Consider the following 17,789-nt stretch of genomic DNA (forward strand, 5'->3'; position numbering starts at 1 on the left):
TTGCCTATTTTTCAACTGCAGAGCCACCTTATCTATTTTTAGACAGGGTGGTTTTTTGCTGTCTTAAGGGAAGTCGGGAATGGATATAGGGCATTCCCCAATAGAAAGAATGATGACTAAACTTTAGAGTTATGGGTATAGGGATGAGTAAGGATATTGATCTCCGAATCATCTAAAAATTGATAATCATGCATGTAACCTGTTCGTAATTCTAGTCTTAACAATCTACATCTTTCCGAAGCTATTTTGATAAAGGAGTGAGTTTTGCCGATGAAGAATCCGAGGAAGAAAGCGTTTGGATTAAATTATTTTAAGCCGGTTGAGCGCTATTCTGGAAATTGGTCCATTTTGGAAGAGAAAAGCAGAGAATGGGAAAACATGTATCGCCAACGTTGGTCTCATGACAAAGTCGTCCGTACAACGCATGGTGTCAACTGTACCGGCTCCTGCAGTTGGAAAGTATTTGTAAAGAACGGCATTATCACTTGGGAAAATCAGCAGATTGACTATCCTTCTTGCGGGCCGGATATGCCCGAATTCGAGCCGAGAGGATGTCCACGGGGCGCTTCGTTTTCCTGGTACGAATATAGTCCGCTTCGTGTGAAATATCCGTACATACGCGGGAAACTGTGGCGCATGTGGAGTCAGGCGCTAGCCGAGCATCATGATCCTGTGAAAGCGTGGGCAAGCATAGTGGAAAACCCTGAGCAAGCGGATGCCTACAAAAAAGCGCGCGGCAAAGGCGGGCATGTCCGCGTCAACTGGCGGGATGCGACGATGCTCATTTCCGCACAACTCATTTATACGATCCGCAAATACGGTCCGGATCGGATTGCCGGATTCACGCCAATCCCGGCAATGTCGATGATCAGCTATGCATCCGGTGCACGCTTCATCTCCCTACTAGGTGGCGAGATGTTAAGCTTCTACGATTGGTATGCGGATTTACCTCCGTCTTCCCCGCAAATTTGGGGTGAACAGACAGATGTGCCAGAATCCAGTGATTGGTTCAACGCAGGTTACCTCATTATGTGGGGATCGAATGTTCCATTAACGAGAACGCCGGACGCCCATTTCATGACGGAAGTGCGCTACAAAGGGACGAAAGTTGTTTCTGTCGCACCGGACTATGCAGAAAGTGTGACGCATGCGGATGACTGGATTGCGGCCAATCCGGGAACGGATGCCGCCGTCGCGCAAGCGATGACCCATGTCATTTTAGATGAATTTTACGAGCAGCGCAAAGAGCCGATGTTCTTGAATTATGCGAAGCAATATACGGATATGCCTTTCCTCATTACGTTGGAAGAGCATGAAGGTTCTTACAAAGCTGGACGCTTCTTGCGGGCGAGTGACTTGGGCAGCGAATCCGAGCATGCAGAGTGGAAGCCTGTCATCTACGATGAAACGACTCATGAAATCATTGTTCCGAATGGGACGATGGGACAGCGTTGGGAAAAGGATGTCAAATGGAACTTGATTCTCGACAATGAAGATGGCACACGTGTGGAGCCAGCCCTATCCGTTGCAGATCATGAAGCGGAATGGACGGAAATGGTTTTCCCTTATTTTGATAACGTGGAAAATGGAACGTTCAGACGTCCAATTCCAGTGAAAAAAGTTATCTTCAAAGATGGAACGGAACGTCTTGTGACAACCGTCTACGATCTAATGCTCAGCCAGTACGGTGTCGGTCGCATCGGCAGTGAGTTGGAAGCACAAGGTTATGACGATGCAACTTCGCTGTACACACCGGCATGGCAAGAGAAGGTCACCAGCGTGAAGCCTGAGCTAGTCATCCAGATTGCCCGTGAATTCGCACAGAACGCCTTGGATACGGGCGGACGTTCGATGATCATCATGGGGGCCGGTATCAACCATTGGTTTAACAGTGATACCATCTACAGATCGATCTTGAATCTCGTGACGTTGACGGCTTCTCAAGGGGTAAATGGAGGCGGCTGGGCGCATTATGTCGGTCAGGAAAAATGCCGACCAATCGAAGGGTGGAGCACAATTGCCTTTGCAAGGGATTGGCAAGCACCGCCGCGCCTGCAAAACGCCACTTCATTCTTCTACTTTGCAACAGATCAGTGGAAGTACGAGGAAATGGGTGCGGATCTGCTCATGTCACCGACCGGTGGAAAAGCACGCTACGAACACCCGGCAGATTACAATGTGCTGGCTGCACGGCTCGGTTGGTTGCCGTCCTATCCACAGTTCAATAAGAACAGTCTTTTATTTGCCGAAGAGGCGGCGAAAAACGGCAAGACATCGACAGAAGAAATTGTGAACCATACCCTCGAACAGCTGAAATCCGGTGAAATCCACTTTGCAGCAGAGGATCCAGGTGCACCTGAAAACTTCCCGCGCTCGTTATTCGTTTGGCGTTCGAATCTTGTGTCCAGTTCTGCAAAAGGACAGGAATATTTCATGAAACATCTCTTCGGTGCATCAGATGGTTTGCTTGCATCTCCGAACGAAGAGGTGAAGCCGGAAGAGATGGTTTGGCGAGATGAAGTGCAAGGGAAACTCGATCTGCTTGTTGCGCTCGATTTCCGGATGACGGCGACGCCCATGTACGCGGATATCGTGCTACCGGCGGCTACATGGTATGAGAAACACGATCTTTCATCGACGGATATGCATCCGTTTGTCCATCCGTTCAATCCGGCGGTCGATCCGCTTTGGGAATCCCGTTCGGACTGGGATATTTATCGCACAATCGCCCAAACATTCTCGGAAATGGCCAAAACGCATCTTCCTGGCATCTACAAAGATCTGGTCACTTCGCCATTGGCACATGACTCCGTTCAGGAGATCGCCCAGCCTTACGGGGAAGTGAAAGATTGGAAAAAAGGGGAAGTGGAAGCCATACCGGGCAAAACAATGCCAGGCATGACGATTGTCGAGCGGGATTACACGAAAGTTTACGATAAATACGTGACGCTCGGGCCGCTGTTATCGACAGGAAAAGTGGGGGCTCATGGCGTAAGTTTCTCCGTAGCGGAAGAATACGAAATGATGAAAGGCATCAATGGCACTTATTTCGATGACACTATTAAAAACGGGCTTCCGAAATTGCATACGGCCAAACAGGCGGCCGAAGCGATGCTGACATTGTCCTCTGCGACGAATGGCCGCGTTTCACAACGGGCTTTCGAAGCGGCAGAACAAGATACAGGTGTGGAGTTGAAGGATATTTCAGCGGACCGTGCTGCGGAGCGTTTTACATTCGCAGGCATTACAGCGCAACCGCGGGAAGTCATTCCGACGCCGGTCTTTAGTGGTTCCAACAAATTGGGCAGACGCTATTCACCGTTTACAACGAATATCGAACGGCTTGTTCCGTTCCGAACATTGACGGGAAGACAGCATTTCTATATCGACCATGAATTCTTCCTCGACTTTGGCGAAGCGTTGCCGGTCTATAAACCGACATTGCCGCCGATGGTATTCGGACCGCGCGATAAACAGATCATCGGTGGACAGGATTCGCTTGTGTTGCGCTATTTGACACCGCATGGCAAGTGGAATATTCACTCGACGTACCAAGACAATCAACATATGCTAACCCTTTTCCGTGGCGGTCCGACAGTGTGGATTTCCAATGAAGACGCGGAAGAACACGACATCGCCGATAACCAATGGCTCGAAGTGTATAACCGGAACGGCGTCGTGACCGCAAGAGCCGTTGTCAGTCACAGAATGCCAAAAGGAACGATGTTCATGTATCACGCGCAGGATAAGCATATTCAAGTACCGGGATCAGAAATAACAGAAGAACGTGGCGGCAGCCATAATGCGCCGACGCGGATCCATATGAAACCGACACAGATGGTTGGCGGATATGCACAGCTCAGTTACGGCTTCAATTATTATGGTCCAATCGGAAATCAGCGGGATGTGTACGTCGCAGTCCGCAAGATGAAGGAGGTCAATTGGCTTGAAAATTAAAGCGCAAGTTGCAATGGTCATGAACTTGGACAAATGTATCGGTTGTCACACTTGTAGTGTCACTTGTAAAACGACATGGACGAACCGTGAAGGTGCCGAGTATATGTGGTTCAACAACGTAGAAACAAAGCCTGGGATCGGTTATCCGAAACGGTGGGAAGACCAAGAGCTCTATAAAGGTGGATGGAATCTCCGCAATGGTAAGTTGGAGTTGAAATCCGGATCCAAGTTATCGAAGATCGCACTCGGTAAAATCTTCTACAACCCGGATATGCCGGAAATGAAAGATTACTATGAACCGTGGACGTATGATTATGAAAAATTGACGATGGCCGGCGACAGCGAGCATACGCCTGTCGCGCGCGCGAAATCTGTCGTATCAGGCGAATATATGGACCTAGAATGGGGTCCGAACTGGGAAGACCAGTTAGCTGGTGCGCACGTAACAGGACCGACCGACCCGAATATCCAAAAAATCGAGGAAGAGATCAAGTTCAACTTTGAGCAGGCATTCATGATGTATTTGCCAAGACTTTGCGAACATTGCCTCAATCCAAGTTGCGTTGCATCATGTCCATCCGGTGCGATGTATAAGCGGGATGAGGATGGAATCGTTCTTGTCGATCAAGAAGCATGCCGTGGCTGGCGCTATTGCATGACGGGCTGCCCGTATAAGAAAGTCTACTTCAACTGGAAAACAAATAAAGCGGAGAAGTGTACATTCTGTTTCCCGCGGATCGAATCAGGCTTGCCAACGGTTTGTTCCGAAACTTGTACAGGACGGATCCGGTACTTAGGCGTCTTGCTATATGATGCAGACCGTGTCCTTGAAGCCGCCGCTACACCGGATGAAAAGGATCTATACAAAGCGCAATGCGATCTGTTCCTTGATCCGAATGACCCGGAAGTTATTGAACAGGCAAGACGGGATGGTTTGGCGGAGGAATGGATCGAAGCGGCACAAAATTCCCCGGTGTACAAACTGGCGATCGAATACAAATTAGCATTTCCGCTTCACCCTGAATACCGGACATTGCCGATGGTGTGGTATGTACCGCCACTTAGCCCGATCATGAACTATTTTGAAGGGAAAGATTCGATCAAAAATCCGGATATGATTTTCCCGGCAATCGAGGAAATGCGGATTCCGATCCAATACCTTGCCAATATGTTGACAGCGGGGGATACAGAAACCGTGAAAGGGTCACTGCAACGTATGGCGATGATGCGTTCTTATATGAGAGCGATGAGTTCAGGGAAAGAATTTGATGAGTCCCGTCTTGAGCGGGTCGGTCTGACAGCGCAACAGACCAAACAGATGTATAGATTGCTGGCTCTTGCAAAGTATGAAGACCGCTTCGTCATCCCAACTTCCCATAAGGAAGGGCATATGAACATGTACCGTTCCCAAGGTTCCGCAGGTTATACGGAAATGGGGGATTACAATATGGGCATGAACCAAAGCCAGTTCAGCTATTCCACTATGGGAGCGGATGGAGGGTGTGACGGTTGCGGCCCGGTCTCTCCGATGAAATCCGGAAAGGAAATTTACGAAGAGAACTTCTATGGGGGGATCTGGCGTGATTGATCTGCAAAAGCTATACGAAGAGAAGCAGGCTTTCGGTTTTTTCGCATATCAGTTGTCCTATCCAGAGAAGCTCAGCTTTCATCCGTCGGTCATGGAAGAGTCTTTTGACTCTTCCCATCCGGCTTACCCAGCGGTCAAAACCTATTGGGAACAGATGTATACATACAGCTTCGATGAAATCCAGGAGATGTATACGTCCACATTTGATTTCCAAAAAGAGACGACGCTGTTCATGACCTTTGTGAAATACGAAGATGCAAAAGAGCGCGGTCAAATGTTAGCGAGATTGAAAGTGCTCTATGAGATGTTCGGACTGGATATGCCAGATAGCGAGTTATCGGATTTTCTACCGCTCATGTGTGAATTTATCTATGCCGCTGAATGGCTGGGAGATCCACGGGCGCAACAAAGTTTTTCCATGCTGCTCGCGGTGATGGAAGACGGCACCTATCATTTGATGAAGGCGCTCGAAAAGCATAACAGCCCTTATTTCCACCTTATCAAAGGGATGAGGGAAACATTCAAATCTTGCATTCGGCAGGAGGAAACGGCCAATGACTAATCAATTTCTATGGGTCATATTCCCTTATATTTGCATGGCGACGTTCATTGTCGGCCATATTTTCAGATACCGGAACGATCAGTTCGGTTGGACGGCAAAATCAAGTGAATTCATCGAGAAGAAGCAGCTGATGATCGGCAGTATTTTATTTCACGTCGGGATCATTCCGGTGATTGCAGGTCATGTTGTCGGGCTCGGTATCCCGAAAGAATGGACACGTGCACTTGGCATCAGCGACCATCTCTACCATATGGGAGCGATTTGGGTCGGCGGTTTATTCGGATTTATGACGTTGATCGGCATGGTGATTTTGACATGGCGGCGTTTCGCCTTGAAAAATGTACGCCAATTGTCTTCGGCTTCCGATCTGATTGTCAATTCACTGCTGTTGCTCATCGTGTTCTTGGGCATTTACAGTGTTGTTGTGACAAACGCGGTACAGCCTGAGTTCGATTATCGGGATTCGATTTCAGTTTGGTTCCGTTCGCTTCTGATTTTCCGTCCGGAAGCGGCGTACATGTCTGCTGTTCCGTTGGCGTTCCAACTGCACGTGTTAACCGGATTTCTCATTTTTGCGATGTGGCCTTTTACAAGGTTGGTTCACGTATGGAGTGTTCCGTTGAATTACGTAGGAAGAAGCTATATCCTGTATAGAAAGAATCGTACAAATTAAGGGGAAAAGGGTGGGAGCGCCTTTTTCTATATAGGGAGTATAGGACGATGAGAAAACATGATCGATTTGATTTTCAAGAGAAGATAGAGCAGATCAAAGAGGATTTTGGTTTTGACTTTGTCGGTGTGGCACTCGTTCAGTCCGCTGAACGCCGTTTTGAATTGCGTTGGACATACGCCATTGGCAATCGCAGTGAACGCTATCGGAGAATTGTTTTACAGAGCGGGAAAGGTATTGCGGGGCATGTTTTTAAGTCGGGTAAACCATTTCTCGTGGACAATACGGAAAAGGTGCTTGGAAGCAGGGATTTGTTCAATTATCCGATTATCGATGTGGAAGGGTTGAAAAGTTTTGGTGCCATCCCTCTTTATCAATCCAACCGCGTCCAAGGGGTGTTGCTTGTAGGGTACCGATCCGTCGGTGAACTGTCTGCTGAAGCATTTGCACAATTCCGTCGTGTGATCGAGACGCAAATCGGACCCTATACCAGTGGGGAGAGGATCGAAAGTTGATACGTGTAAGTGATGCCCAGTTAAATGATCTGCTGTTGAAGCTATTCGAAAACTCTGCCGAAGCAATTTTCTTTTTTGATCGGCATGGAAAAGTGATCGCGCTGAACCATGCAGCAGAGCTCATATTGGATGCGGAAGTGTTGGATCGGATGGCTGCGGGTGATAAAGAAGCGATTTGTCTGACTTGTAAAGGGTATACGAGCGAACAGGAAATGCAGACGTGCATGTCCTGTTATATGAAGAACCCCCAACAAGATATCAGTTCCTTCCAAGTATACTTAGATACGAAAGGGAAAGGGGTTATCCCTTATACGGCTAGTTACCAGACGATCGATGTGGAAAACGGCATTCGGGTTTTCATGTTGCGGGATTTAACGAAGCAATTTAAAACGCAAGAAATGCTCAATCAGAAAATGATGATGAAAAATGTCATCAAGGCACAAGAAGATGAACGAAAACGCATTTCAAGGGAATTGCATGATGGTGTGGCGCAGGAAATGCTCAGTTCCCTTGTTGAACTCCGGGTGCTGAAATATATGAATGTAGATCAGGAAGTACTGCAGAAAGTACAGCAGACGGAAGGGACACTGATGCGGCTACTCGATGATATCCGTCATTTATCGGTCGAGTTAAGACCGGCCGCGCTGGATGATTTAGGACTTGAAGCAGCATTTAGAACCCATTTCAAATGGATTGAAAAGAATTATGGGCTTGTCGTTCATTTCACATCCGAATTAGAATCCAAACGATTTGAAGGCGAGGTTGAAACAGTCGTCTACCGAATCTGTCAGGAAGCGGTATTCAATGCGCTGAAATATGCAGACGTCGATGAGGTAAACGTCCGTCTTTTCGAAGAAAACGAAGCTTTACAGTTACACGTTGCCGATCAAGGCGCAGGGTTCGATCTGAATATTGTTCAACCGAAAGGGACCGGTCTCGGGTTATATGGGATGCGGGAGCGGGCAGAACTGGCGGAAGGACAACTGACGATTGCATCCGCACCGGGAAAAGGTACCCGGATACAATTAGAAATACCTTTACGAAAAGGGGGAGCACTCGTTGAAGATCATAATCGCGGATGATCATGCGGTCGTTCGTAGCGGCTTCATGCATATTTTGAACTTCCAGCACGATATGGAAGTGGTTGCGACAGCTGCGGACGGTTTAGAGGCATATGATCTCGTTGCCAAACATCGCCCGGATCTTTTGCTGATGGACTTGAGCATGCCGCCGGGGGAAAGTGGGCTTATTGCAACGGGCAAGATCCACGAAGATTTTCCGGAAACGAAAATCCTTATTTTGACGATGCATGATGATGAGGAGTATTTGTTCCATGTCTTGAAGAATGGAGCGTCCGGCTATGTCTTGAAAAATTCACCGGATGAAGAGTTGTTGGCGGCCATCCGGATTGTCTATGAAGGTGGAACATACATCCATCCGACGATGGCGACTTCGCTCGTACGAGAATTTGTCAAAAAAGACGGGGATGGCGTGGAGACAGATCCATTCAAGATTCTATCGAAACGTGAAATTGAAGTATTGCCGCTCGTCGCGAAAGGGTATGGCAATAAAGAAATCGCGCAAAAGCTCTATATATCTGTAAAAACAGTTGAGGCGCATAAGGCGAAGATTATGGAAAAACTGCAGTTGAAAAGCCGACCCGAGCTGGTCGAATATGCATTAAGGAAAAAGTTTTTGAACTTTTAAGGATTGCGAGGTGGGCAAACATTGACGGTCACCAAAAGGTTCAAGTTTGAACTTCCGGCATTGCGTGTGCTTGAAAATGAACATCAGTATTTGTCCTATTTAATGGAAGAGTGGCATGGGATTGTCCTTGGATTTGAACGCGATGCCTATTCCGTCGAGGAAGGGCGTGAAGCATTGCGGGAGCTTCGTAAACGGATTGTCGAATTTATCGATCCCTACAAAAAACATACGGAAAAAGAAGAGGAATTTCTCTTTCCGATGCTCGCCCTCTATGTAGGAGATGAGCAAGGGCCGGTGCAGGTGACAGAGGAAGAGCATGAAGAGATCGATGCTTATATCGGTCATTTTCTGCACCATACGCTAAGGGGAATCGAGGAATTGACGATGCAGGAGATGAAAGACGTCGTCCGCGATGCAGGAGAGGCTTTCGAAGTCATCACTGTCCACTTCATCAAGGAGGAATCGGTTCTGTTTCCGATGGTCAATAATGTCCTTCGGATCGAAGAGCAGGATAGGCTGTATGAACAACTGTATACTTCGATTTTGTGATGAAGGCAAATTGAGGGATTTCCCTAGCCGATAATAGGGGGGCGCCCAATCGTTTCTAGATGAGTAAATCGCTACAATCAATTTAGAGATCAAAAGGCATTTCGGCATTTATTCCATCACTTTATGGAAGTGGGGGACTTTTGCTGAGTCAAGTTAAATTTCTAATAGGATTGGACTGATTGAAATGATAAGAAAAATACAGTTGCCGTTGCAGACGGCGAACTTAGTTGTCGGGTTCATGGTGTGGGTCTTGATTTCATCCTTGTTACCCTACATTCAGGAAGAAATTGCGATTCCAGCAGAGAAAGTGGCCATCGTAACAGCTGTACCCGTCATTTTGGGATCGATTTTAAGAATTCCACTCGGTTATTATGCTAATATTTTCGGTGCGAGAATCATCTTTCTCGTCAGCTTTGTTTTATTGTTATTCCCTGTGTTTTACATAAGTGAGGCCTCGACGTACGTGGACCTCATAATCGGCGGTACGTTTCTCGGGATCGGCGGTGCGGTTTTCTCAGTCGGAGTAACATCGCTGCCGAAGTATTATCCGAAAGAGAAACTTGGCCTCGTCAATGGGATCTATGGTGCCGGTAATATCGGGACAGCCATTTCAACCTTTGCGGCGCCTGTCATCGCAGCCCAAGTCGGTTGGGCGATGACCGCTAAACTTTATCTTGTGCTGCTGTTAGTTTTTGCGGCTTTGAACTTCTTGTTCGGTGATCGTAAAGAGACGAAAGTGAAGACACCGATTATCGAGCAGATCAAAGGTGTTTATAAAAACGAGAAACTTTGGTTCTTTTCATTGTTTTATTTCATCACATTCGGTTCTTTTGTTGCATTCACGGTGTTTTTACCAAACTTCCTCGTCACTTATTTCGATTTGGAGAAAGTTGATGCCGGGATGCGGACAGCAGGATTCATCGCTGTTGCGACCATCCTCCGTCCGGTTGGCGGGTGGTTGGGGGATAAGTTCCAGCCATTGTTCCTGCTGATGGGTGTTTTTGCGGGCTTGACTGTCGGTGCTATCATTCTTGCATTCTCTCCTTCGATCGGACTTTACACGGTAGGAAGCATGTTGATCGCCATTACGGCGGGCATCGGGAATGGCGTCATCTTCAAACTTGTCCCGTTTTACTTCAACAAACAAGCAGGAATCGTCAATGGGATTGTATCGATGATGGGAGGACTAGGCGGATTCTTCCCTCCTTTGCTTCTCGCTACCATCCATTCCATGACAGGATCCTATTCCATTGGCTTCATGGCGTTTTCGCAAGTGGCATTGGTCAGCTTAGTCCTTGTCGTTTGGCTCTATTATATGGATCGGGTTACGACGGCGAAAGAAGTATTCAACTCAACAGGTCAAGGAATTCTTGTTACGGATGTTAGCGGAACGATTCAATCCGTTAATCCGGCATTTACAAGATTGACCGGGTATACTGAAGAGGAAGTGCTTGGCCGAAATCCGAATCTATTAAGTTCGGGACGTCAGTCGAAAGAGTTCTATACGACGATGTGGAGTCAAATCGGTCAAGAAGGTTTATGGCAAGGAAAAGTATGGAATAAACGAAAAAACGGAGAAGAATATTTAGAGTTACTATCCATCAGTGCGGTAAAAGATGATTCTGGAGACGTGACGAGATATGTCGGAACGTTCAGTGATATCACACCGATGGACGTGAAGGGCAGCCGGTCAATTTGACCGGAAGCCCTTGCTTCGTTTTTAGCGATCGGAAGGGTAGTTGTGAACAGTTTTTGCTTGAAGGGGGAGGGTCTTGTTGGAGAATCGTTATTCGAGACAGACATTGTTCAAGCCTGTCGGGCAGGCTGGACAGGAGCAGTTGAGTAAGGCGCATGTAGTGATGATCGGCTGCGGCGCATTAGGGTCATCGATTGCAGAGACACTCGTCCGTGCAGGGATCGGCCGATTGACGATTGCGGACCGGGACTATGTGGAACCGTCGAATTTACAAAGGCAGCAATTGTTTACAGAACAGGATGCGCGTGATGGCGTTCCCAAAGTGGTGGCAGCGGAACGAAGGTTGAAGAGCATTCGGGAAGATTGCGATATCCGCATCGTTCTCGATCACATCGATGGACCGCTATTGGAGGAAATCGCGAAAGATGCGGATTTGTTAATGGATGCGACAGATAACTTTGAAACACGGCTCCTGATGAATGATGTAGGATGGAAAAAAGGGATTCCGTGGGTGTACGGAGCCTGTGTCGGCAGTTCGGGAACCGTATTTCCTTTCATACCGGGCGAGTCGGCTTGTTTCCGTTGCTTGCTTCCCGTTTTGCCGTCTGTCAATGAAACTTGCGATACAGTCGGGATTATCGCGCCCGCCGTTCAAATTACGGCAGCCCATCAAAGTGCAGAAGCGCTCAAATGGCTGACCGGAAATAAAACGGCCATGCGGAAAAAAGTGCTTCATTTTGATGTTTGGCATAATACACAGGTCGAAGCAGGGATTTCCCGTATGCGTAGCGAAGTATGTGAAACATGTGGGGAATTACCGATTTATCCTTCTTTATCAAGTTCGGAAGACGCAGGTTATGCGGTTTTATGTGGACGGGATACCGTACAGATCACCCCTGCTGCGGGGCGTCCCTTATCGATCGAGGATGGAGAAAAGGTGGCAAAACGGCTTGGAACAGCTTATAAAGTGACACCCTTTTTCGTCGAATTTCATGCGGAGGGCTATCGTTGCATCTTATTCGGCAATGGTCGTCTATTCATCCATGGACTGAAGGATATGAAAAAAGGACGTAAGCTGTACCATCAATTTTTTGGCTAAACGGGGGGAAGGTTTTTGTCGCATATCAATGAGTTGGAAAAAGAAAAAAGGCTTGTCTGCAGTGTTTTGACGATAAGCGACACACGCCATGCAGGGAATGATCGTAGCGGGCGGACCATCGTGACAAAGCTTGAGTCGGCGGGACATCGATTGTTTGAAAGCCGCATCTGTCACGATGAACAGCAGGAGATCAAGTCCGTCTTGGAGGAATGGTTACGCAATCCGGAAATTCATGCGATCATTCTGACAGGCGGTACGGGGATCGGTTTCAGAGATATTACGATTGAAACGGTTACCCCTTATTTTACGAAAACATTGGATGGGTTCGGTGAATTATTCCGTTACTTAAGTTATACGGAAGACGTTGGATCGAAAGCGTTGTTAAGCAGGGCGGCAGCAGGTGTGGTTGGACAGAAGGCTTTGTTCGCGCTTCCGGGCTCCGTGAAAGCAGTTGAATTGGCGATGGACAAATTGATCCTTCCTGAAATCCATCATATTGTCCATGAGCTGACGAAGCATTTGGAAGAATAAAAAGGATGCGTGAAGCATCCTTATGCATGTCGATTGTCCAGACTCCGGCGGCCAGACGCTCGGGTCATAAGCAATTTAGCTATGTGGCAAAGAGCGCCACGTGGGCCTACAGGATGTAGGTCATGCAGTCATTGCCGCAGGACGCGGCGTTCTTTGACTGCCTTCCTTGATTCGACTTATGCCTGTCGCGTCTAAGCGGGCCGCCTACGCTTTTCGGGTGAAGTCTCCATTTTTTCCGCCCGTTTTCTGTTGGAGCATTGTCGGTCCGATGATCATCTCTTTTCCGGCGGCTTTGCACATGTCGTAAATGGTGAGGGCAGCGGCAGAAGCGGCAGTTAAGGCTTCCATTTCGACGCCGGTGACACCTTTTGTTTTCACTTCGGCTTGAATCAAGATTTCATAACGGTCGGCAGCATCGTCAATATTCCATTCAAAATGGATATCGATACCGGTTAACGGAATCGGGTGGCACATCGGGATGATGGTCGATGTGTTTTTGGCCGCCATGATAGCTGCGACTTGTGCGACCGCAAAGACATCGCCTTTTTTGTTCGTCCCTTCTGTAATTTGCGAATGGATGGTTTCGTTGACAAGGATGGAGGAAGAAGCGATCGCTGTCCGGACGGTTTCGGCTTTATCGGAAACGTCGACCATTTTGGCACGGCCTTGTTCGTTGAAATGTGTGAGTTCAGACATGGGAGTCATTCCTTTCATACATAGTGAATTTAGTATAACAGATGGAAGTGGGGGATTGGGCATGGTAGAAACGAGAAAGCCGATTCAAGTGGCGGAGGCCGTCCGGTTGGTGATGGAACATTGCCATCCGCTAGGGACGGAAACCATACCGCTTGAACAGGCCTATGGCAGAGTATTGGCCGAACCGATTATCGCGAAACATGATGTGCCTTCATTCGATCGGTCGCCTTATGACGGTTTTGCGGTACGTTCCGAAGATACAAGCGGTGCTTCGGGAGATAACCGTATTTCATTCAAAGTGATTGGTGAAATCGGGGCCGGCCATGTGGCGGATCGTGGAATTGGGCCAGGGGAGGCCTACCGGATCATGACGGGGGCACAAATACCGGATAACGCAGACGCGATCGTCATGTTGGAACAGACCGTTGAAGAGGAGAACGGTTTTACCATCCGGAAGCCTTTCAGCCCGGGAGAAAACTTCTCTTATAAAGGCGAGGATGCCAAAAAAGGGGAAGTACTTATCGAAGCGGGGACATTGGTCCACCCAGGTACAATCGCCTTGCTCGCAACATTTGGCTACGCGGAAGTGGAAGTGGCGAGGCGCCCGATTGCAGGCATCTTATCGACGGGGACTGAACTGCTCGATGTGGCGGACGAACTCGTCCCCGGGAAGATCCGTAATTCGAACGGTCCGATGATTGCCGCACAGTTGACACGGATGGGCATCCCGTACAAATCCTATGGGATGCAGGCGGATCAGTTGGATGCATGTACAGCGATCGTAGAAAAGGCGATTGCGGAAACGGATTTTCTGATTACAACAGGCGGCGTTTCTGTTGGGGATTATGATTATTTACCGGCTATTTATGAGCGGTTAGGTGCCAAAGTTTTATTCAACAAAGTGGCGATGCGTCCGGGAAGTGTGACGACGGTTGCGGTGCTTGGCGAAAAGCTGCTATTCGGGCTGTCGGGCAACCCATCGGCATGCTTTACAGGATTTGAACTGTTCACCCGCCCTGCGGTACTCAACATAATGGGTGGAACAGCACCGTATATGCCGCATATGAAAGCCACGTTGGGCGATGATTTTACAAAACCGAATCCGTTTACCCGCTTTATCCGGGCTGTTTGGGAAATGACGGCGGACGGGATTGTTGCCAGTCCAGCCGGTTTCAATAAATCCAATGCGGTCTCCTCCATTGCAAGGGGGAATTGTCTCCTCGTTTTGCCGAGCGGGACACGCGGATACACAAAAGGGATGGAAGTGGACATCCTCCTAATAGGGGCGGAACAAGGCGTACGTGAGTGGGTACTATGAAAACACTCCATATTGTCGGTTTTAAAAATAGCGGAAAAACGACACTCATAGCGAGATGGGTCCGTTTATTAAAAAAAGAAGGGCTGTCGGTTGCGGTGTTGAAGCATCATGGACATGGCGGGCAACCTGCGATGCCGGATGCTTCGACGGACACGATGCAGTTTTTTGACAATGGTGCCGACGCTTCAGTCGTTGCGGGTGGCGGTGCGGTCCAATTGCTGATGAACGCCGAACCGGAATTCACCGAATTGAAAAGATGGGCATCGATCAGTAATCCGGATATTTTACTTATAGAAGGGTATAAAGAACAACAAGGCGAAAAGGTTGTTCTATTGCGTGAGCGGGAAGACTGGGAGGCTTTGCAGTCATTGGATAATATCCAGCTGATTGTCGGCTGCCCTGGCCTAACGGTGGACGGAACACATATTACATCCAGAACGGAACAACAGCAGTTGGATAGTTGGCTGCTGGACTGGGTAGGGAGGGTGAATGAGGATGAAACCATTTGAGATAGTTGAAACGCCGATTGAAGCGCAGAAGTATATGGATTATGTCCTGCATGCAGGTGCCGGGGCTGTGACGGTCTTTACAGGTCATGTGCGCGAATGGACGCATGGTGTACGGACATTGTATTTGGCGTACGAGGCCTATGTTCCGATGGCAGAGAAGAAGCTTGCTGAAATCGGTGCCGAGATGGAGGCGAAATGGCCAGGTGTGAAAGTGGCGATTGTTCATCGGATCGGGGAACTGCATATTTCGGATATTGCCGTCTTGATTGCGGTATCTTCACCGCATCGGAAAGCGGCGTATGAAGCGAATGAGTATGCCATTGAACGCATTAAAGAGGTCGTGCCAATTTGGAAAAAGGAAATTTGGGAAGATGGCGAAGAGTGGATCGGCGGTCAGAAAAAGTATCCAGAGAATGGGGTTGTTTCAAAGTGATCAAAGTGAATTATTTTGCGAGGCTCCGCGAGTTGACAGGGAAGGCGGAAGAGACGCTCGATAGGGAATCGATGACGGTCGGGGAGTTATTGGATTGGGCGGAAGCGACTTATCCGGGTTTTGGCAAGGATACGATGTACGTCGCGGTCAATGAAGAATATGCCTTGAAAGAGGACGTCATCCGATCGGGGGATATTTGTGCATTCATCCCTCCGGTAAGCGGCGGATGAGGAAGACGGTCGGCATCGTCTTGGCGGGGGGGCTGTCCCGGCGTTTCGGTTCACCGAAAGCATTTGCCATGGTGGGCGGCCGGTATTTTCATGAGTGGGCAGTGGAAGCATTGAAAGAGCATTGTGATGAAGTGGTTATCGTAACGCGTCCTGAACTGATTGACCATTACCTTGTCGAGGTGGGGCTCACCACTGATTCACCCGAATTTGCGGGACTTGGTCCGCTCGCAGGGATCCTGTCCGTGATGGAATCCGTGCAAGCGGACCGCTATATCGTGCTCCCATGTGACATGCCGTTTGTAGATAGTGAAGTGATGGGCAAGTTGTTGGCTCGCCATGTCAATGGGGTGACTGCAGTTATGGCAGAGGGGCGGCATCATCCGCTCGTGTCCGTATGGGATCGGGATGCGGAACCGGTAATCCGTGAAGCATTGGAAAATGAACAAAACCGTGTCATGCCTGTCCTTTCAAGGGTTGGCGTAACATGGGTGGACGGCAATGAATTGGCTGATGATGTAAAACAAGTGTTCACAAATGTCAATTCACCAGTAGTATTGGAAAGGAGCGAGAAAAATGAACGCAATCACAGATAAGCTTGGTCGCCCGATTCGAGATCTCCGTATATCGGTGACGGATCGCTGTAACTTCAGATGCTCCTATTGTATGCCAAAGGAAATTTTCGGGGATGATTATGTATTTTTACCGAAAAGCGAATTGCTGTCGTTTGAAGAAATGGAACGGTTTGCCCGGATTTTTGCCTCACTTGGTGTGAAAAAACTCCGCATTACTGGCGGGGAACCGTTGATGCGACGTGATCTTCCGCGATTGATTGAAAAATTGATGGGGATTGAAGGCATTGAGGATATCGGCTTGACAACGAATGGTGTATTGCTCAAGCAATATGCGCAACCGCTTTACGATGCGGGCCTGCGTCGCTTGAATATGAGCCTGGATGCGCTTGATCCGGATATTTTCGGGAAACTGAATGGACGGGGAATCAAGCCAGATCTGATCCTTTCCAATATCGACTATGCACAAAAAATCGGTTTTGAAATTAAGGTGAATATGGTTGTGCAAAAAGGGGCCAACGAAGGGGAAATCCTTCCGATGGCTGCCTATTTCAAAGAACGGGGCATTACACTGCGCTTTATCGAATTCATGGATGTCGGCAATGACAATGGCTGGAGCTTCAAAAAAGTCGTTACAAAAAAAGAAATTTTCGACATGCTGAGTGCTGTTCATGATATCGAGCCCGCCGAACAGGATTATTATGGTGAAGTAGCGAAACGTTACCGTTATACGGATAACGGTGCAGAAGTCGGTTTCATCACCTCGGTGTCGGAGTCGTTCTGCTCGACCTGTACACGGGCACGGCTGTCATCGGATGGCAAGTTGTATACTTGTCTGTTTGCTTCGGAAGGATTTGATTTGCGGGAACTGATCCGTAGTGGCATGACGGATGAAGAGTTGACCGATGCGATTACGGGTGTGTGGGAACGACGCGGTGATCGTTATTCGGATGAGCGCACGGAACAGACTGCGAAAAATCGCAAGAAAATCGGCATGAGTTATATTGGTGGGTAAAACATTACAAAATTTCAATGCTCAATAAAAAGCGGATTGCCATTCACTCGGGCAATCCGCTTTTTATTGTCCAGACTCCGGGCACCAGACGCTCGGAGGCTCACAGGATGTGAGTTACGCAGTCGTTGCCGCACGATGCGGCGAA

Annotated in this window: 18 protein-coding genes; 17 read left to right on the forward strand and 1 reads right to left on the reverse strand. The window is 48.4% G+C overall.

What is annotated here, in order from left to right:
- Positions 1–270 precede the first annotated feature (270 nt).
- The 11 genes from MHZ95_RS06655 (at position 271) to MHZ95_RS06705 (ending at position 12,874) form a co-directional block, all read left to right on the forward strand.
- Positions 271–3,957 carry a nitrate reductase subunit alpha gene (locus MHZ95_RS06655; protein ID WP_239389788.1) on the forward strand — a complete coding sequence of 1,229 codons (3,687 nt, stop codon included), beginning with the start codon at positions 271–273 and terminating at the stop codon, positions 3,955–3,957.
- Positions 3,947–5,545 carry a nitrate reductase subunit beta gene (gene narH / locus MHZ95_RS06660; protein WP_239389790.1) on the forward strand — a complete coding sequence of 533 codons (1,599 nt, stop codon included), beginning with the start codon at positions 3,947–3,949 and terminating at the stop codon, positions 5,543–5,545. Before MHZ95_RS06655 ends, narH begins: the two co-directional genes overlap by 11 nt.
- Positions 5,538–6,107 (forward strand): nitrate reductase molybdenum cofactor assembly chaperone, encoded by a 570-nt coding sequence (gene narJ / locus MHZ95_RS06665; RefSeq protein ID WP_239389791.1) that lies wholly within the window; start codon positions 5,538–5,540, stop codon positions 6,105–6,107. The genes narH and narJ overlap by 8 nt, the downstream gene beginning before the upstream one ends.
- Positions 6,100–6,780 (forward strand): respiratory nitrate reductase subunit gamma, encoded by a 681-nt coding sequence (narI, locus tag MHZ95_RS06670; RefSeq protein WP_239389792.1) that lies wholly within the window; start codon positions 6,100–6,102, stop codon positions 6,778–6,780. Before narJ ends, narI begins: the two co-directional genes overlap by 8 nt.
- A 47-nt stretch (positions 6,781–6,827) precedes the next feature.
- Positions 6,828–7,292: a GAF domain-containing protein gene (locus MHZ95_RS06675; protein ID WP_239389793.1), complete on the forward strand. Its 465-nt coding sequence runs from the start codon at positions 6,828–6,830 to the stop codon at positions 7,290–7,292.
- Complete coding sequence (locus MHZ95_RS06680) at positions 7,289–8,374, forward strand: PAS domain-containing sensor histidine kinase (RefSeq protein ID WP_239389795.1); 1,086 nt, start codon at positions 7,289–7,291, stop codon at positions 8,372–8,374. Before MHZ95_RS06675 ends, MHZ95_RS06680 begins: the two co-directional genes overlap by 4 nt.
- Complete coding sequence (locus MHZ95_RS06685; protein WP_239389797.1) at positions 8,352–8,999, forward strand: response regulator; 648 nt, start codon at positions 8,352–8,354, stop codon at positions 8,997–8,999. The genes MHZ95_RS06680 and MHZ95_RS06685 overlap by 23 nt, the downstream gene beginning before the upstream one ends.
- A 21-nt stretch (positions 9,000–9,020) precedes the next feature.
- Positions 9,021–9,548, forward strand: a complete 528-nt coding sequence (locus tag MHZ95_RS06690) for a hemerythrin domain-containing protein (protein ID WP_239389799.1) — start codon at positions 9,021–9,023, stop codon at positions 9,546–9,548.
- Positions 9,549–9,732: 184 nt separating this feature from the next.
- On the forward strand, positions 9,733–11,247 hold the full coding sequence (locus MHZ95_RS06695; RefSeq protein ID WP_239389800.1) for a nitrate/nitrite transporter: 1,515 nt from the start codon (positions 9,733–9,735) through the stop codon (positions 11,245–11,247).
- Positions 11,248–11,323: 76 nt separating this feature from the next.
- Positions 11,324–12,343, forward strand: coding sequence for a ThiF family adenylyltransferase (locus tag MHZ95_RS06700; RefSeq protein ID WP_239389801.1), 1,020 nt, complete (start codon positions 11,324–11,326; stop codon positions 12,341–12,343).
- Between the two features lie 15 nt (positions 12,344–12,358).
- Positions 12,359–12,874: a MogA/MoaB family molybdenum cofactor biosynthesis protein gene (locus tag MHZ95_RS06705; protein ID WP_239389804.1), complete on the forward strand. Its 516-nt coding sequence runs from the start codon at positions 12,359–12,361 to the stop codon at positions 12,872–12,874.
- Between the two features lie 204 nt (positions 12,875–13,078).
- Here MHZ95_RS06705 and moaC read toward each other — a convergent pair whose 3' ends face one another.
- Positions 13,079–13,570, reverse strand: a complete 492-nt coding sequence (gene moaC, locus MHZ95_RS06710; protein WP_239389808.1) for a cyclic pyranopterin monophosphate synthase MoaC — start codon at positions 13,568–13,570, stop codon at positions 13,079–13,081.
- Positions 13,571–13,631: 61 nt separating this feature from the next.
- Between moaC and MHZ95_RS06715 the strand changes: the two genes are divergently transcribed.
- The 6 genes from MHZ95_RS06715 to moaA are packed head-to-tail and all read left to right on the forward strand — an operon-like array spanning position 13,632 to position 17,644.
- A complete protein-coding gene (locus MHZ95_RS06715; RefSeq protein ID WP_239389809.1) occupies positions 13,632–14,888 on the forward strand; it encodes a molybdopterin molybdotransferase MoeA in 1,257 nt (418 codons plus the stop codon).
- Complete coding sequence (gene mobB / locus MHZ95_RS06720; protein ID WP_239389811.1) at positions 14,885–15,397, forward strand: molybdopterin-guanine dinucleotide biosynthesis protein B; 513 nt, start codon at positions 14,885–14,887, stop codon at positions 15,395–15,397. Before MHZ95_RS06715 ends, mobB begins: the two co-directional genes overlap by 4 nt.
- Positions 15,384–15,830, forward strand: coding sequence for a molybdenum cofactor biosynthesis protein MoaE (locus tag MHZ95_RS06725; RefSeq protein ID WP_239389812.1), 447 nt, complete (start codon positions 15,384–15,386; stop codon positions 15,828–15,830). The genes mobB and MHZ95_RS06725 overlap by 14 nt, the downstream gene beginning before the upstream one ends.
- Positions 15,827–16,060: a molybdopterin converting factor subunit 1 gene (gene moaD, locus MHZ95_RS06730; RefSeq protein ID WP_239389813.1), complete on the forward strand. Its 234-nt coding sequence runs from the start codon at positions 15,827–15,829 to the stop codon at positions 16,058–16,060. Before MHZ95_RS06725 ends, moaD begins: the two co-directional genes overlap by 4 nt.
- Positions 16,057–16,653 carry a molybdenum cofactor guanylyltransferase gene (locus MHZ95_RS06735; protein ID WP_239389815.1) on the forward strand — a complete coding sequence of 199 codons (597 nt, stop codon included), beginning with the start codon at positions 16,057–16,059 and terminating at the stop codon, positions 16,651–16,653. The genes moaD and MHZ95_RS06735 overlap by 4 nt, the downstream gene beginning before the upstream one ends.
- Positions 16,634–17,644, forward strand: coding sequence for a GTP 3',8-cyclase MoaA (moaA, locus tag MHZ95_RS06740; protein WP_239389816.1), 1,011 nt, complete (start codon positions 16,634–16,636; stop codon positions 17,642–17,644). Before MHZ95_RS06735 ends, moaA begins: the two co-directional genes overlap by 20 nt.
- The last annotated feature ends 145 nt before the right edge of the window (positions 17,645–17,789 follow it).

The organism is Sporosarcina sp. ACRSM, assembly GCF_022346545.1.
In the GTDB taxonomy this organism is placed as follows: Bacteria; Bacillota; Bacilli; order Bacillales_A; family Planococcaceae; genus Sporosarcina.

Bases quoted from the DNA above. Each gene is read 5' to 3' on its own strand.
- narI (WP_239389792.1), top strand. From the start codon at position 6,100: ATGACTAATCAATTTCTATGGGTCATATTCCCTTATATTTGCATGGCG.
- MHZ95_RS06725 (WP_239389812.1), top strand. From the start codon at position 15,384: ATGAAACCATTTGAGATAGTTGAAACGCCGATTGAAGCGCAGAAGTAT.
- moaA (WP_239389816.1), top strand. From the start codon at position 16,634: ATGAACGCAATCACAGATAAGCTTGGTCGCCCGATTCGAGATCTCCGT.
- MHZ95_RS06675 (WP_239389793.1), top strand. From the start codon at position 6,828: ATGAGAAAACATGATCGATTTGATTTTCAAGAGAAGATAGAGCAGATC.
- moaC (WP_239389808.1), bottom strand. From the start codon at position 13,570: ATGTCTGAACTCACACATTTCAACGAACAAGGCCGTGCCAAAATGGTC.
- mobB (WP_239389811.1), top strand. From the start codon at position 14,885: ATGAAAACACTCCATATTGTCGGTTTTAAAAATAGCGGAAAAACGACA.
- MHZ95_RS06715 (WP_239389809.1), top strand. From the start codon at position 13,632: ATGGTAGAAACGAGAAAGCCGATTCAAGTGGCGGAGGCCGTCCGGTTG.
- MHZ95_RS06735 (WP_239389815.1), top strand. From the start codon at position 16,057: ATGAGGAAGACGGTCGGCATCGTCTTGGCGGGGGGGCTGTCCCGGCGT.
- MHZ95_RS06655 (WP_239389788.1), top strand. From the start codon at position 271: ATGAAGAATCCGAGGAAGAAAGCGTTTGGATTAAATTATTTTAAGCCG.
- MHZ95_RS06695 (WP_239389800.1), top strand. From the start codon at position 9,733: ATGATAAGAAAAATACAGTTGCCGTTGCAGACGGCGAACTTAGTTGTC.